Here is a 16,874-nt window from a genome sequence, read left to right as displayed (position 1 = left end):
TTGACTAACAGCCTGTCAATCGTTATGCAATAAAAGGAATCTGACATGACGCAACAACCTCAGGCCAAGTACCGTAAAGATTACAAGGCTCCTGACTTTACGATAACTCATCTTGACTTGGATTTTGACCTTCAAGCTTCACACACACAAGTTATTGCTAAAAGCCGAGTGAAGCAGCAGGTTATTGGTTCAGATTCTATGTTTTTGGATGGTGATGGTCTGTCTCTAAAGCGTGTAGAGATAAACGGTGAAGCGTGGCCGCATTTTGAAGAAACGCCAGAAGGGCTAGTCCTAACGCAATTGCCAACAGAATTTGAACTCTTGATAGAGACACACATTGATCCCGCTGCAAACAGTTCATTGGAAGGTTTGTATTTATCCGATGGGGCATACTGCACACAATGTGAAGCAGAGGGCTTCCGTCGAATTACTTACTATCTTGACCGTCCTGACGTGCTGGCCAAGTTCACCACAAAAATTGCCGCAGATAAATCTGCTTTTCCATTTCTACTAAGTAACGGGAACAAAATCGGCTCTGGAGAATTAGAGAGTGGTCGTCACTGGGTACAGTGGGAAGACCCGTATGCAAAGCCAAGTTACTTGTTTGCGCTAGTAGCGGGCGATTTTGATCGACTTGCAGACAGTTTCACCACACGCAGTGGTCGCGATGTTGCCTTGGAGATTTTCGTCGACAAAGGCAACTTAGATCGTGCAACCCATGCAATGACATCACTGAAAAACTCGATGAAGTGGGATGAGGATCGTTTTGATCTTGAGTACGATCTTGATATCTACATGATCGTTGCCGTTGATTTCTTCAACATGGGAGCAATGGAAAACAAAGGCTTAAATGTCTTTAACTCCAAGTATGTTCTCGCGAATTCAGACACCGCCACCGATACTGACTACCTTGGTATTGAAGCGGTGATAGGTCACGAATATTTTCACAACTGGACAGGCAACCGTGTGACCTGTCGTGATTGGTTCCAGTTAAGCCTTAAAGAAGGTCTGACGGTTTTCCGTGACCAAGAGTTCTCTTCAGATCTCGGTTCACGAGCAGTAAACCGTATTGGCAATGTGCGTACTATGCGCGGTCCTCAATTTGCAGAAGACCGCAGCCCAATGGCACACCCAATCCGCCCAGACAAAGTTATCGAAATGAATAACTTCTACACATTGACCGTGTATGAAAAGGGCAGTGAAGTGATCCGTATGATGCATACCCTTCTAGGAGAAGTGAAGTTCCAAAAAGGCATCAAGCTTTACTTTGAACGTCACGATGGCACCGCGGCCACTTGTGAAGACTTTGTCAAAGCAATGGAAGATGCATCTGGAATCGATTTGAAGCAATTCCGTCTTTGGTATAGCCAGTCTGGAACACCTGTGCTTGATGTAACCAGTGTTTATGATGATGAAAGCAACACGCTGACATTGCGTGTAAAACAACAGACGCCACCGACTGCGGATCAGAAAGACAAGCAACCTCTGATGATCCCATTCGATGTAGAGCTATATGCTTCAGATGGTAATGTTATTAAGTTACAGTGTAACGGTTCGGTTGTCAGTAATGTCTTGCACGTTACTGAGTCTGAGCAGACCTTTGTCTTTGACAATGTAGGCGAACAACCCGTTATCTCAATGCTGCGTGAGTTCTCTGCGCCCGTCACACTTCATTATGCCTACAGTGATGAAGAGCTCGCGTTTTTGATGGTGCATGCACGTAATGAATTTGCACGTTGGGATGCAGGTCAGATGCTTTTGGCAAAGCACATCAAAGCAAATGTCATTCGCGTGCAGGCTGGCGAAGCCGTTCACATTCCTGAAGAAGTCGTTGATGCATTCCGCGGTGTCTTGTTGAGTGATCAGCTTGATGCGGCACTGATTGCAGAAGTGATGCAGTTGCCGAGTGAAAATGAAATCGGTGGCTGGTTTGACGTTGTTGACGTCGATGCCATTAACGCAGTTCGTGGTGCCACTAAACAGCATTTTGCTAATGAATTGGCGGATGAATTCAGCGCGATCTATCACTCTCTGAAGCAAATGGAATACAGTATTGCGCATGATGCGATAGGTCAACGCAGTCTGCGTAATATGTGTTTGGCTTATTTGGCACTGACTGAGCAAGGGGATGACATCGTTTCTGCGCATTACACCGACTCTAACAACATGACAGATACTGCAGCGGCATTGGCAGCAGCGAATCATGCAGAGCTGGCTTGCCGAGCGACCTTGATGCAAGCATTTAGTGATAAATGGCAACATGATGGTCTGGTGATGGACAAATGGTTCATGCTGCAGGGGGGCAATCCAGCACAAGGTGCATTGGATAATGTGAAAGCGCAGATGTCTCATCCGGCGTTTAGTCTCAAAAACCCGAACCGCACCCGTTCATTGGTTGGTGCTTTCTGCAACAACAACCCGGTAAACTTCCATGCCACAGATGGGGCTGGTTATGAGTTCCTGTCTGACATTTTGATTCAACTAAATGAATCCAACCCTCAGGTCGCGTCAAGGCTTATAGATCCTTTGCTGAAATTTAAGCGATTCGATCAAGATCGTCAGGCGCTAATGCGAGATCAACTTGAGCGATTGGCCTCTCTTGATAATCTTGCGAAAGATCTTTACGAGAAAATCAACAAAGCACTCGAAGTGTAAACACAACACTTGCGAAAACTGTTGGAATAAGTAATTTAAAGCCGTCTAAGAGGAGACGGCTTTTTTTATGAAATCGAATGTGTACTTATTTACCCTTGATATCTCTTATCACACCTTTCAGCAACATTATGCCGGTGTGGCATCAACGGTTGTCGTCAAAACAGACAATGGTTTAACACTGCAACTGCCTGCATCGCGCTTGCGTCCATATCTAAGCCAATTAGGCCTAAAAGGCCGTTTTAGGCTGGTTGTAGACGAGGCGAATCGTTTTAAATCTCTCGAACAAATAGTCTAAACCGTACGTCAATCACATATCCAAAAACTCGAATACAATTAACGTTATTTGATGTAACGAATTTATTAACTAAGTCGTAAACTACTCCATACGTCGCAAAGACTAATTAACTTCTATACTCATAGCGATTACATAAAAAATATATGGAGTAAACCATGACCGCGCGTGACCCTATTGTGCCGGTGTTGCTTGAGAAAGTTTATCATCTCATTGCTGAAAAACTGGACAAGAAACAACAACCACTCGTAGAAACTTTGGCAAAAAGGATTTTGGGTCCCATCTCAGATGATGATTTACAGGAAAGGAATGAATCCGACCTCTACGGTGCTGTTATCAGCTTGTGGCATCATCTAAATACGTTCGAACAAGACCAGATCTTTGTAAAGGTATTCAACCCTACATTGAGTGGAAACGGTTGGCAGTCAACACATACGATCGTTGAAATTGTCACGCCGGATGCGCCTTTCTTGGTTGATTCTGTTCGCATGGCGTTGAATCGTCTTGATATTGCTTCGCACCTCATGCTCAATGGGCCGTTGCATGTATTAAAAGACAGTGGTGGGCATGTTGTCGAGATTGGCGGAGAGAAGGGGGTTCGTCAAACCGTCTTCCATCTAGAAATCGACCGCATGACCAGCAAGAAAGAAATGGCAGCTTTGGAAGCCGAGGTAACGGAAACGCTAACCGACGTTGCGCTAATCGTTAATGATTGGCAACCAATGCAAGCCAAAATGCAGGAGTTGATTGCAGCGCTTAAGAAAGATAAGCCGCCGGTTGATAAAGAACGTAAAGATGAAGCGGTAGAGTTTCTCCAGTGGATTGGTTCTCACAATTTCACGTTCATGGGTTACAAGTATTATGAGCTGAATGCGATAGAAGGTGACCATGAACTCAAACAATCTGACGAACAAGGATTAGGTCTGGCGAAGAAGTTAGATCTTAAACGACCCGGCGTAAAATTGTCTGCCATGCCTGAATCGGCACGCGCAACAGCATTGCGTAAAGAACTCCTTATTATCAATAAAGGCAGCAGTAAATCGCGTGTACACCGCCCAGCGTATATGGACTACATTGGCCTTAAGAGCTTTGATAAAAAAGGCAATGTTATTGGTGAGCACCGTTTTCATGGCCTTTATGCTTCTGCTGCATATAACCAAGCGACCAATGCGATCCCCGTACTGCGAAACAAAGTGCAACGGATCCTTGAGATCAGTGGTTACTACCAAGGATCGCATTCGTGGAAAGCGCTGGCTAATATCATTGAAAACTTCCCACGCGATGAATTATTCCAAGCGTCTGAAGCTGAGATGCTGGATATCGGTATGGGTATCGTTCAGGTACAAGACCGCGATATGTTGCGCGTCTTTGTTCGACGAGACCCATTTGGACGCTTCTTTTCGTGCATGGTGTATGTGGCGCGTGAACGCTATAACACTGAGTTCCGTATCGCAGCACAGCGTATTATGAAGAACTATTTTGGCTCCGATCAGGAAGTGGAATTCAATACGTTTTTCTCTGAAAGTCCGCTGGCACGAACGCATTACATTGTGCGTGTTGAAAACAACAACTTTGACATTGATGTGAAGAAATTGGAGCAGAACCTGACTGAAGCCGCGTCTTCTTGGGATGATCGTCTACAAGAATCTGTCATTGCAAACTTTGGCGAGAACAGTGGTACGCCAATTGCAAAACGCTATCTTGGTGCTTTCCCTCGTTCATACAAAGAAGCCATGTTGCCGGGCTCAGCGGTGGCTGATATCGAGCGATTAGAAAACCTAAGCGAAGACAATAAGCTAGATATGCTTTTTTATCGGCCTCAGGAAGAGCCCGCCACGTCTCGCTCAGTCCGTCTCAAGTTGTTTCAGAAAGATGAGGCAATCCACCTTTCCGACGTAATGCCTATGCTCGAAAATTTGGGTTTACGCGTGATTGGTGAGTCACCTTACAAGGTACAGACAACGACGGGTGATGTGTTTTGGATCCTCGATTTCTCCATGCTTCACAGTGCCGGCAACGGGTTTGATCTGTCTGAAGCACGTGAACGTTTCCAAGAGGCTTTTGGTGCGATTTGGCATGGTAAGCTAGAAAGTGATGGCTTCAACCGTTTGGTGCTAAATGCGGGTCTTACTGGGCGTGAAGTGACTATTTTACGTTCTTATGCGCGTTATATGCGTCAAGTCGCGTTCCCGTTCAGTCAAGCTTATATTGAAGAGACATTGACCTCGCATGCAGATTTGGCGCAATGCTTGGTGACGTTATTTGATAAGCGTTTTGGTGGCTCAAAGAATAGTCAGAAAGACCAAACACGTATCATCAGTCAAATTGAAGGCGAGCTTGAAAAAGTAGAAAGCCTTGATGATGACCGTATTATTCGTCGATACATGGAAATGATCCTCGCAACGTTGCGCACGAACTATTTCCAAAAAGACAAAGAGACGGGTCAATTTAAAGACTATCTGTCATTGAAACTTCAACCTTCTCAAATTCCGGAAATACCAAAACCCGTTCCTTTCTTTGAAATTTTCGTCTATTCGCCAGACGTTGAAGGTGTGCACCTTCGCGGTGGCAAAGTCGCACGTGGTGGCCTTCGTTGGTCAGACCGACAAGAAGATTTCCGAACCGAAGTCCTTGGATTGGTTAAAGCGCAACAGGTTAAGAATACGGTTATTGTTCCTGTGGGGGCGAAAGGCGGATTCGTTTGTAAGAAGCAGCACTCGCTAAGCGGCCGCGATGAAATTTTTGCGGAAGGTCAGCGTTGCTATCGTATATTCATTCGCGGTTTGCTCGATATCACGGATAACATCATTGAAGGCGAATTAACGCCACCAGTGAATGTGGTTCGTCATGATGAGGACGACCCGTATTTGGTTGTTGCTGCGGATAAAGGCACAGCGACTTTCTCAGATTTGGCCAACTCAGTATCAGAAGAATATAACTTCTGGTTAGGCGATGCATTTGCATCGGGTGGCTCAAACGGTTATGACCACAAAGCCATGGGTATTACGGCCAAAGGTGGTTGGGAATCGGTGAAGCGTCACTTCCGAGAAATTGGTATTGATTGCCAGGAAACGGATTTCACCTGTGTAGCTATTGGCGACATGGCGGGTGACGTATTCGGTAATGGCATGTTGTTATCGAAGCACATTCGATTAGTGGCTGCGTTTAACCACATGCATATCTTTATCGACCCGACCCCAGATTCAGCGAAAACATGGGTAGAGCGAGATCGTTTGTTCAAACTTCCTCGTTCAAGCTGGGAAGATTACAACACCAAGCTTACCTCTAAAGGCGGCGGTATATTCTCGCGTAAAGCGAAGTCTATTGAATTGACCCCTGAGATTCAGAAAATGCTCGGTGTGCGTAAACAGAGCATGGCACCAAATGAGTTGATCAAACAGATCTTAAAATCCAACGTGGATCTTCTCTGGAATGGCGGTATCGGTACGTATGTGAAAGCCGAGTCTGAGACGCATACTGATGTTGGCGATCGCGCTAACGACGGTCTTCGTCTAAACGGTAGCGAGCTTGGCGCCAAGATTATTGGTGAGGGTGGTAACCTAGGTATGACCCAGCTTGGTCGCATCGAATTCGCTATGAATGGTGGTCTGGTCAATACGGACTTCATTGATAACGTCGGTGGCGTGGATTGTTCAGACAATGAAGTGAACATTAAGATCTTACTCAATGGCTTGGTAGCGGCAGGGGATCTCACCTACAAGCAGCGCAACGAGTTGCTTGAGCGCATGGAAGATGAAGTCGGTGACATTGTTCTGGATGATGCTTACTGTCAAAGCGAGTCTATTTCTGTCACCAATAATCAGAAAGCCGCTCTGTTGAAAGAACAAATTCGCTTTATCCATTATTTGGAAAAAGAGGGCAAACTGGATCGTCAGCTAGAATATTTGCCAGACGATGAAACCCTTGCAGAGCGTCAACTGCATGGCAAAGGGCTGACAAGGCCCGAAATTGCTGTGCTGGTGGCATACGGCAAGATGGTACTCAAAGAGCAGTTAGTGGTAGAGCAAATTACCCAAGATCCGCACTTTGGAAAACTTCTGCCACAATATTTCCCACAAGAGTTACAGCGTAACTATCGCGAGGCAATGGAAACACACCCATTGCGTGCTGAAATCATTGCGACTTCCTTGGCAAATCAAATGTCCAACGTCATGGGCTTCAATTTTGTCACGCGAATGCAAGATGAAACCGGGGCGAGCGTTGGAGACATTGCGTCGGCCTACGCCATTGTGAATGAAGTGTTTGATTTTGATAAAACCTTCGAAGACATTCGCGCTTTAGATAACGTAATTCCTGCACAAATTCAGTACGCAGTCATGTTTCGCTGTCGTCGTATGCTTCGTCGTGCATCTCGTTGGATTCTTCGTAATCCGATGAAAGCGAAAGGCATTGAGGAGCAAGTCGCGTTCTACAAACCCGCAGTGAAGAATCTGGCTGATAATCTTGAAACCTATTTGGTTCCGGCTGAAATAGAGGAGCATGAAGAACAGGCGAGTGAATTCATTGTTCTAGGTGTACCAAAAGAAATTGCAAATAAAGTCGTGCGTTTAAGTAGTTTGTTCGCAGGTCTCGACCTGGCACAGGTGTCAGAGCAGATGAACAAGCCTTACGATGTGGTCGCACGTTTGTACTTTGTACTGGGTGACACACTTTCTCTGCACTGGTTCCTCAAGCAAATTACCAACCAACCCGTGGAAAACCATTGGCAAGCGTTGGCTCGTGCTTCTTTCCGTGAAGATCTGGATTGGCAGCAACGCTTATTGACGGCACATATCCTTGAAGGCATGAATAAAGGAGAGTCAGCGGAGTTGGGTTTAGAGTCCTGGATGGTTGAACATGCAGTGAGTCTCGGGCGCTGGGAAAGCATTGTGGCCGAGTTTAAAGTGGGCACAGTGCATGAATTTGCTAAATTCTCCGTTGCATTGCGGGAACTTACACTTTTAAATTTGAATTAAGCTAACAAAGTGTTGATAATACAGCCCCGTTTATTCGGGGCTTTTTTTTGGAGGTTACATGATGTACCGCCTCGCCAGATCGGCAATCTTTCAGCTAGACCCAGAGCATGCACATGATCTGGCAATCAAGAATCTTTCTCGCTTCACTGGCACTCCTCTTGATGTATTTTATCGTCAAAATCTTCCTCCTCGTCCCGTTCAAGTCATGGGATTGCATTTCAAAAACCCAGTAGGCCTTGCAGCTGGCTTGGATAAAAACGGCGAATGCATTGATGCATTTGGTGCAATGGGTTTCGGCTCTATCGAAGTAGGGACGGTCACACCGCGCCCACAAGATGGTAACGACAAACCACGTCTGTTCCGTGTTATTCCTGCGGAAGGTATTATCAACCGCATGGGTTTCAACAACCACGGTGTGGATGCGCTGGTGGAGAATGTTAAGAAGGCCAAGTATGACGGCGTGATTGGCATCAACATAGGAAAGAACAAAGACACACCATTGGAAAATGGCAAAGATGATTACCTAATCTGCATGGACAAAGTTTATGACCATGCAGGGTATATAGCGGTTAACATTTCTTCGCCAAATACACCTGGATTACGATCACTGCAATACGGTGACGCACTGGACGATTTGCTTTCTGCATTGAAAGTGCGCCAGAACGAACTTGCGAAAAGTCGCGGTAAATATGTTCCAGTTGCTTTGAAGATTGCACCTGATATGACCGAAGATGAACTGGTGCAAGTGGCCGATGCGCTAGTGCGTTATAACATTGATGGTGTTATTGCAACTAACACAACCTTGGATCGTTCTTTGGTCGAAGGTATGCCTCATGCACATGAGGCGGGTGGGTTGAGCGGTCGTCCAGTTCAAAACAAAAGCACGGAAGTGATTCGCCGTCTTCATCAGGAGCTTAATGGTAAACTACCGATTATCGGTGTAGGTGGCGTTGACTCAGTGATGGCGGCAAAAGAGAAAATGATGGCAGGCGCTGAGCTTGTTCAAGTTTACTCTGGCTTTATCTACCACGGTCCGCGTTTGGTTAAAGATATCGTACGAAATATTTAACCAAAAAAATTAAGAATGCGCAGTAAAGGGGGAGGATGACTTCCCCTTTTTTTTTATCTCAAGCCGATTACACTTCCCCAAAGCACAATTTATTCAGTGGTCACGGACCGATTCTCTGCAAGCGCAGGAGCGAGCACGATGTTGAAACCTAATAACGCATGGAAGTGGTACTTCGATAAAGAAGCACAAGCATTGATGCTGGATTTAGGTGAAGACATGGTTTTCCAAGTGGCCATAGAATGCAAACAGCTCATCCCCGATGCGTTTGCTGAAACCCCATTTTCAGTTGATGACGCATCACTATTCCAAGCGTATTTTGATGCAGTAGATGCGCTTTCTCTATCAGGCCCTCGCAAGGCCGAACTCGTTTTGAACGCAGTGGCAGCAAATCGCTTCCATAAACCGCTACTACCAAAAAGCTGGTTTTTCCAAGAACAAGAAGGGTACTCAGCCGCAGAAGCTGGCTCGCTTGTGACATTGAAAACTGAGCACGGCAGTGAATCCTTTTTAGTGATTGAAAACGCAGGCATCGCTTCATTGTGTATGCATGCAGGCGAGTCACCATTGGCGCTGACCGACACAAAACAAATGCGGTTCTGTGAAGCTGTAAAAGTAATGAATGATCGGTTATCAATATACCAACAGCAATACGATAACGGCAGTGGTCATTATGCGTTAGTAGGCTGATAGAACCGTTCTATCAGCCTCTTTTCTTTCCATTCTTAAAACCTCAATCATCCATCAAGCATTCTAACTTCTACCTGTAACAGGCTAAATTGCCACTGAACACGTAAAATCCCCGATATAAAGACTGATCACATATCCTTTGAGCTTGTATCTCGCGCTGGCGCCTCTATGGCGTATCGACCAGGGGTGAGTTGGCTCTGCTCGCATTGAATCAATACAAGCCATACAGAACTGCTCTGTCTGAATAGCCTTATCCCAGGCTTTGATTCACCTGCTTTTATCTATCAATGAAAAAGAAGGGCTGTCTCATTTATATGCAATTGTGAGAAAGTCCCTTCAAATCAACGAGAATCCTCCCACCAATAAAAGTGATCTATCTCACGCAATTTGCATCAATACAATGTTTATCCGCTTTCAATTATCGCTATAAACTGGCGAAAATAGGTCTATTTTAGAAACGATAATAACTAAATTTCCCCATTTATCGAAAGAGAAGCCATTGATTCATCACAGTGGTATATACCAGATTTGGTGTGAATAGTAACTTTCTTATTAGGAATGAATGGGGCGTTAAGACTATTTTTGATGCTACATATTCATTAATGTTGTGGATAAGTGTGTGCTTACTATTTGTACATATATAGATTAACAATCTGGCTTGAGGCTGGGTTGTGATCCCCATCCAGAACGATTAAGCATATTGTGATAATGGTTTCTTGTGGGAAACAGTTTTCTTCGTTGTGGATAACGCGAAAGTGAGGGGAAGATGAGGCGTTGAGTGTAATAAAAGCCTTCTTTTGAAATAGCGCTTTTAGATAAGTAATAGGTATAGCTTGGCGCTACAAGACCTTGCTCTTTGGCTAAATTGAATGGAAAAGAAATGGCTGCCAATAGAGCGCTACGTCACGAAATCAGGTATAATCGCGCGCAAAATCCCTCAGAATACATTTCCATGAATCAATATTTAGCTATTACCTCTCGCGGTCTCGAAAACCTGCTTGCAGAAGAACTCGAACAACTCGGCGCAAGCAGCGTTAAAGCGGTTAATGCCGGCGTACGTTTCCTTGCCGATGAGAAAACCCTTTACAAGTGCTGTTTATGGAGCCGCACAGCATCACGATTTATTCTTGTACTCAGCGAATTTGCCGTACGTGATGACATGGACCTGTATCTGGGTGCAACTGCCATTAACTGGCCAGAATACTTTAGCGAGAAAAAGCGAATTGCTGTTGATTTCAACGGTACTAACCGTGAAATTCGCAACAGTCAGTACGGTGCGCTGAAAGTTAAAGATGCCATCGTAGACCGCTTTATTAAGGCGGATCGTGAGCGTCCAAGCATTGACCGTGAGCAACCTGACCTTCGTATTCACATGCGCTTGTCTCGTGAAGATGGCCTGCTGGGTATCGACATGGTAGGTAGTGGCTTGCACCAGCGTGGTTACCGTACCGAAGCAGGTATGGCTCCTTTGCGTGAAACCAATGCCGCGGCATTGGTGATGAAAAGCGGTTGGACATCAGAGCAACCCTTGCTTGACCCTATGTGTGGTTCAGGCACGTTACTGATTGAAGCAGCAATGATGGCAGCGCAAGTTGCGCCAGGATTGAAACGTAAACGTTGGGGCTTTGAATCACTGAAATCTTTCAACCGCGAAGAGTGGATGGAAGTGCATGCGGAAGTTACCGTTAAGTCCAAGAAAGGCCCTGCAAGGTGCGAAACGCGCTTCTTTGGTTTTGATAACGACCGTCGTGTGCTTGAAACGGCAAAAGCGAATGCGAACCGCGCAGGTGTTGGTAGCCTTATTCAGTTTGAAGAAGCAGACGCAAGTACACTGCAAAACCCAGAAGGGTTTGGCACGGGTCACATCATTTGTAACCCGCCATATGGCGAGCGTCTTGGTACTACTCCGGGTCTTATTGCGCTGTACACCCAGTTGGGCGTGCAGCTTAAAACGCAATTCAAAGGTTCCGTCGCACACATCTACTCTGGTTCTAACGAACTCCTGAGCTGCATTCGCATGCGTGCAGAGAGCACCTATAACCTGCGTAACGGTGCACTTGATTGTGAAATGAAGACGTACCAGATCACTGCCCGTGGTGAGGTGACAACGTCACCAGATGGCCAAGTGCAAGTGCAAATGCCGGATGTTGCCCCAGAGTTTTCTAACCGTTTACGCAAGAACCTCAAGAAACTCGAGAAGTGGGCGAAACAGCAGGGCGTTGAATGTTATCGCTTGTACGACGCTGACTTACCCGATTACAACGTGGCGATTGACCGTTATAACGACAACATCGTTATTCAAGAATACGCGCCGCCTAAAACAATCCCGGAAGAGACTGCCCGTCGTCGTTTGATGGACACTGTGCGTGCGACTATTGCCGTGACTGGTGTTAACGCAAACAACGTCATCTTGAAAACCCGAGAGAAGCAAAAAGGCACTAACCAGTATCAGAAGCTGGGTGAAGCCAAGCGTTTTATGAAGGTTCACGAATACAACGTGACGCTGGAAGTTAATCTTCAAGACTACCTTGATACAGGTTTGTTCCTAGACCACCGTAACACCCGCAAGATGTTGGGTGATAAAGCGAAAGGTAAAGACTTCCTCAATTTGTTTGCTTACACCGGTACAGCAACGGTTCATGCCGCTGTGGGTGGCGCGAAGTCAACAACCACCGTAGATATGTCTAAAACCTATCTCGCGTGGGCTGAACGCAACATGGAATTGAATCGTAAAGCGGGGAATCAGCATCAATACATTCATGCGGACTGCCTAAAGTGGCTTGAGTCAGAACAAGGTCAATACGATCTTATTTTCATCGATCCTCCAACGTTCTCTAACTCAAAACGTATGGAAGATAACTTTGATGTGCAACGTGACCACATCAAACTGATGGCTGATCTGAAACGTCTACTTCGAACTGACGGCGAGATTGTGTTCTCTAACAACAAACGTAACTTCAAGATGGATCTCGAAGCGCTCGGCGAACTGGGTTTGTCAGCACAAAACATTACTCATCGTTCTATTCCATTGGATTTTGAACGTAACAAGCAGATCCACAACTGTTGGATTATTACCCACAAGGAAGGTTAATGGCCTTAATCCTCTACAGCACGGAAGGGTGTCACCTTTGTGAAGAGGCAATGGCTTTATATCAAGCAGCGGATAACACCGCTGCTTTGAACGTTATAGACATTGCATTTGATGACACGCTGTACTCTCGTTACGGCGTCACTATTCCTGTTATCTCACTTCAAACGAAAGACGGCTCAGTCATTGAAGAACTGAGCTGGCCTTTTGATTCTTTCGCTTTAACAACATGGTTAGTTAAACATGGCATTGATTAACATCACCAACGCTCAGCTCGCTTACGGCGATAATCCTTTACTCGCCCACGCAGAATTTGCGTTGCAGCCCAATGAACGGGTTTGTCTTGTCGGCCGAAACGGCGCGGGTAAATCGACTCTAATGAAAGTCATCCATGGCACAGTGCAGCTTGATGACGGCAGTATTAACCGCCAGCAAGATTTGAAAGTGTCACGTTTAGAGCAAGATCCTCCGCGTGATTCCGAAGGCACTGTGGTTGACTATGTGTCTGAAGGTTTAGCAGAAGCAGGGGCGCTCCTTAAGCAGTACCACGAATTGCTCGGGTTGATGGAAACGGATCCTAGCGAGAAGAACATCAACCGATTGGCAAGGGTTCAAGATCAGCTAGACCATTCTGGCGCATGGCATTTTGAAAACCAACTGACCATGGTGCTTGATGCACTTAAATTGGACGGTTCTAAGAAGTTGTCCGAATTGTCTGGTGGTTGGCAGCGTAAAGCCGCTTTAGCGCGTGCACTGGTGTGTGAGCCTGATGTATTACTTCTAGATGAGCCAACGAACCATTTGGACGTGGCGACGATTTTGTGGCTGGAAAACTTCCTTAAAGATTTCAAAGGCGCGATCATCTTCATCTCGCACGACCGTGCATTTATTCGTTCTATGGCAACACGCATCGTTGACCTCGACCGCGGTCAATTGAGCTCATGGCCTGGCGATTACGAAAAATACCTTGATGCCAAAGAAGAAGCGCTTCGTGTCGAAGCTGATCAAAACGCTGAGTTCGACAAAAAACTCGCGCAAGAAGAAACCTGGATTCGCCAGGGGATCAAAGCGCGTCGTACGCGTAACGAAGGCCGTGTACGTGCCCTTAAGCAACTTCGTCGCGAACGATCTGAGCGTGTCGAAGTGTTGGGTAGTGCCAATATACTGGTTGATGAAGCGGTTAAGTCAGGAAAAATCGTTTTCGAAGCGAAAGACATTAGCTTTAAGTTTGATGGAAAGAACTTAATCGAAGACTTTAGCTTTAATGTGATGCGTGGCGACCGTATTGCATTGATTGGGCCTAACGGCTGTGGCAAAAGTACGTTGCTGAAGTTGATGTTGGGAAATCTGGAATCCGAAACTGGCAAGTTCCATGTCGGCACTAAGCTCGAAGTGGCTTATTTTGACCAATACCGAGAGAAGCTCGATCCAGAGAAAACCGTGGTCGATAATCTTGCGGAAGGCAAGATGGAAGTCGAAGTGGGTGGGCGTAAGCGACATGTGCTTGGCTACCTGCAAGATTTCTTGTTCCACCCACGTCGTGCACGAACGCCAGTAAAAGCCTTATCTGGTGGTGAGAAGAACCGCCTTCTACTCGCGCGTATCTTCCTTAAGCCTTGTAATTTATTGGTTCTCGATGAACCAACCAACGATTTGGATATCGAAACGTTGGAACTTTTGGAAGAATTGCTTGCCAACTATCAGGGTACTTTGCTGTTAGTGAGCCATGATCGTCAGTTTGTCGATAACACCGTGACTCATAGCTGGGTGTTTGAAGGTGAGGGTGTTATTCACAAATTCGTCGGTGGTTATCACGATGCGATGCAGCAACGCGATAATTATCGTCAGACGATTGGTGCAGATAAACCTCAAGAGAAACAAAAGAAACAGGAAGCTTCACAAGAAGAAGCGCCTATAAAACAAGCTGAAAACAATAAGCCAGGCAAAAAACTGTCTTATAAGTTGCAAAGAGAGCTAGAAGCGCTTCCACAGCTTCTTGAAAACTTAGAGAATGAAATCTCGCAGTTACAGGAATCGGTGAACGATCCTGCGTTCTTCCAGAAAAGCACCGAAGAAACTCAGCCAATTTTGCAGCGTTTGAGCGATGTTGAAGTTGAATTGGAAACGGCGTTTGAGCGATGGGAAGAACTCGAAGAGATGCAGAAGGAATAGTAATGCAGTTCAACAAATTTAAACTTTCAGCTGTCGCGCTTGCGATGGCTGGTTTTCCAATCGCAGCGAATGCGGCATTGTATTCTGTCGACCGTGTGGATAACGCATCCACAAGCCAGTCAGCGGCTGCTACTGCTATTTCGCCTAATGGCGGTAAAGTTGCGGTTGAGGTGTTAAGTGGCCCTGTGGGACTTAACTACTCTCAAGAGCTGCCTTACATGGTAGACGTAGAGCATTTCATTAATAGCTATAATGACTTGGATAGTTACTGTTTTAACTACCTTGGCTACAACACCTGCGATACGTGGGCGAATGAGCAATGGTATGGCATTAAAGCATCTGGTGAAGTGTGTGATAGTGAAGACTATGATGCCAATATTTGTACTGGCGGCTTGAACAAAGAAATTGATGCTTGGCATGCAGGTTATACCAGCAATAGTGTCGCTACTTTAGATGGCTCTCAGGTTAATCCGTTTGGTTCAGGTGTTTCCGGTACAACGCTGACAAACCCAAATACGGATTCTACCAATGTTGTCGTTAATGCGGTGACTGATTCTGGGGAGGCGATGGGGGCTTCCAGCAGTCCTTATTTCGACGAAGGTAGCTATAACGCTCGTGCATTTGTTCGTCGAGGCTTTTCAGGAAGCACAGAACTTCTTCCTCCATCAAGCGCAACAGGTGTTATTCCACAAATCGGTCAAACCAATGCCAATGGCTCAATAGATGCTAACGGCACGACGATTGTGTTTGGTTCGGCCTCAACGCATAACATGGCAGAACCAAACAATAGCAACAAGGCTCCAGAGGATTCTGGGCTTTCCGATTTAAATAGCTGCTCAAGCTCTGTTGACTATAGCAACCGTGCTTGTCAGTACTATCAGTTTGCTAATCAGGCATCTGTTTGGTTGCTCGGCGCGACTGATGCCAATAATGCACGAGTTATTGCTGGCTTCCCGAATGGTGCAACTGGCAATACAGACGATACCGCTCAGGCAAGTGTTCGTGCTGCAGCGCTTGTAGGGGCGGACACTGCGCCGACAATGGTTGGTTTTAGCACTTATGATGATAGTGACTTCTATGCTCGTGCCGTGAAGTTTACGCCAACCGCCGATTTTGATGCGTGTTTTGCGACACTAAAACTAGATTCATCCGCTGGCACTTGCTGGGGTATGTCGCTTATTCCTGGCATAGAAATCCGCCAAAATGGCGATATTATCTATAGTTACACCGAAGCCAACGACATTAATGCAAACAATGTCGTTGTAGGTGTGGCTAAGAACTACAGGCTGAATAACGGTGCATACGCAGAAAATGTGTTTGTTAATGAAGGCACATCAACGACACTTTTAACCACTGCTCAAAGTTCATTGTTCTTTAATGGCTACAACGCGACTGCGGCGGCGATTAACGACAATAATGAGCTGGTGGGTAAGGTCGATATTGAATCCTCCCGTGATCGCGCTCGACGCCAGCGTGGCTATGTATATCTGCATGGCTCTGCGCCAAATTTGGCCGATTTCGACAATACGCGCGGTTGGTTGTTGGATGATCTGACCAATGGTGCAACGGGAGCGAATGCTTACCGTATCGCTGAAGCTTATGATATTGCAGTAAATGGTGATATTGCAGCGTCTGCTTTCTATTGTGCTGGTGGCTATAGTTCAACAGCCCATGACGCAAAATGTGATGGCGAAGAAGCGCTGGTGGCCGTGAAACTGACACGTGAAAGCGGTGATATTACACCTCGTCCTTACGAAACAAATACGATCACTCGCAGCGGTGGTGGTTTTGGTGTGCTAGGCCTTGCTCTTCTTGGGCTAGGTGGACTGTTGAGACGTAGAAAGTAATGTTCATTTTTGGCTCGTCCTCACAAATATTTGTCGGATGAGCCAGTCGATGCTTGATTATTTATTAACCTTGAATGAATCTTAAATG

Annotated in this window: 9 protein-coding genes; all 9 read left to right on the top strand. The window is 46.0% G+C overall.

The annotated features are described in order from the left end of the window. Positions 1 to 45 precede the first annotated feature (45 nt). The 9 genes from pepN (at position 46) to ACED36_RS10835 (ending at position 16,786) form a co-directional block, all read left to right on the top strand. Complete coding sequence (gene pepN / locus ACED36_RS10875) at positions 46 to 2,655, top strand: aminopeptidase N (RefSeq protein WP_371733250.1); 2,610 nt, start codon at positions 46 to 48, stop codon at positions 2,653 to 2,655. 67 nt (positions 2,656 to 2,722) lie between these two features. Then, complete coding sequence (locus tag ACED36_RS10870) at positions 2,723 to 2,950, top strand: DUF2835 domain-containing protein (RefSeq protein ID WP_371733249.1); 228 nt, start codon at positions 2,723 to 2,725, stop codon at positions 2,948 to 2,950. Between the two features lie 155 nt (positions 2,951 to 3,105). Further along, positions 3,106 to 7,923: an NAD-glutamate dehydrogenase gene (locus ACED36_RS10865; RefSeq protein ID WP_371733248.1), complete on the top strand. Its 4,818-nt coding sequence runs from the start codon at positions 3,106 to 3,108 to the stop codon at positions 7,921 to 7,923. 58 nt (positions 7,924 to 7,981) lie between these two features. After that, positions 7,982 to 8,992, top strand: a complete 1,011-nt coding sequence (pyrD, locus tag ACED36_RS10860; RefSeq protein WP_017002776.1) for a quinone-dependent dihydroorotate dehydrogenase — start codon at positions 7,982 to 7,984, stop codon at positions 8,990 to 8,992. 138 nt (positions 8,993 to 9,130) lie between these two features. Continuing rightward, positions 9,131 to 9,679, top strand: a complete 549-nt coding sequence (locus ACED36_RS10855; RefSeq protein ID WP_371733247.1) for a cell division protein ZapC — start codon at positions 9,131 to 9,133, stop codon at positions 9,677 to 9,679. A gap of 952 nt (positions 9,680 to 10,631) precedes the next feature. Then, positions 10,632 to 12,770: a bifunctional 23S rRNA (guanine(2069)-N(7))-methyltransferase RlmK/23S rRNA (guanine(2445)-N(2))-methyltransferase RlmL gene (rlmKL, locus tag ACED36_RS10850; protein WP_026023783.1), complete on the top strand. Its 2,139-nt coding sequence runs from the start codon at positions 10,632 to 10,634 to the stop codon at positions 12,768 to 12,770. Further along, positions 12,770 to 13,024 (top strand): glutaredoxin family protein, encoded by a 255-nt coding sequence (locus ACED36_RS10845; RefSeq protein ID WP_017002774.1) that lies wholly within the window; start codon positions 12,770 to 12,772, stop codon positions 13,022 to 13,024. Before rlmKL ends, ACED36_RS10845 begins: the two co-directional genes overlap by 1 nt. Next, positions 13,011 to 14,939 carry an ABC transporter ATP-binding protein gene (locus ACED36_RS10840; RefSeq protein WP_371733246.1) on the top strand — a complete coding sequence of 643 codons (1,929 nt, stop codon included), beginning with the start codon at positions 13,011 to 13,013 and terminating at the stop codon, positions 14,937 to 14,939. The genes ACED36_RS10845 and ACED36_RS10840 overlap by 14 nt, the downstream gene beginning before the upstream one ends. A 2-nt stretch (positions 14,940 to 14,941) precedes the next feature. Continuing rightward, a complete protein-coding gene (locus ACED36_RS10835; RefSeq protein ID WP_371733245.1) occupies positions 14,942 to 16,786 on the top strand; it encodes a DUF3466 family protein in 1,845 nt (614 codons plus the stop codon). The last annotated feature ends 88 nt before the right edge of the window (positions 16,787 to 16,874 follow it).

Source organism: Enterovibrio sp. FF113, from assembly GCF_041439165.1.
GTDB lineage: Bacteria > Pseudomonadota > Gammaproteobacteria > Enterobacterales > Vibrionaceae > Enterovibrio > Enterovibrio norvegicus_A.
Note: the sequence above shows the minus strand (reverse complement) of the source record. Positions and strands in the feature narration are given on the sequence as shown.